Annotated in this window: 1 protein-coding gene; it reads left to right on the forward strand. The window is 60.1% G+C overall.

The features are described from left to right. Positions 1–264, forward strand: a 264-nt coding sequence (locus EN851_RS36620) for a hypothetical protein (RefSeq protein ID WP_189587342.1), incomplete at its 5' end; no start/stop codon positions are given. Positions 265–371: the final 107 nt, after the last annotated feature.

Genomic DNA, 371 nt, shown 5'->3' on the forward strand with positions numbered 1-371 from the left:
GGCTCGCCTGCCTCAGTTGAGGAGATCGACGGCAGGAACGTGACGTTCTCTGTTGGGTGTGACAGCCACGATGAGGCTTACTGTATCGGCTACCAGTCTCTCACAACTTTCCCGACGCGCAAGGCAGCAATAGCCGCCTGGAATAAGCGCTCTGGGGAGGGGGTCGTGACGAAGGATGCGGACGAAGCTCTCACGGAGATCGCGGCAGAGAATGAGGCAGCTCGCGACGACGAGTTCAACACTTGGGAAGACGGCGACGAATAGTCCCCCACCCCAAGCCAACCGCACAGGCGCCGATAGGAGAGACAGATGCCAGGTTTCAGCAAGGAAATGCAGGACGCGCTTCGGGCGGACGCTGAGAAGCTTTCGGC

It is taken from the genome of Mesorhizobium sp. M8A.F.Ca.ET.208.01.1.1 (assembly GCF_004791315.1).
Lineage (GTDB): Bacteria > Pseudomonadota > Alphaproteobacteria > Rhizobiales > Rhizobiaceae > Mesorhizobium.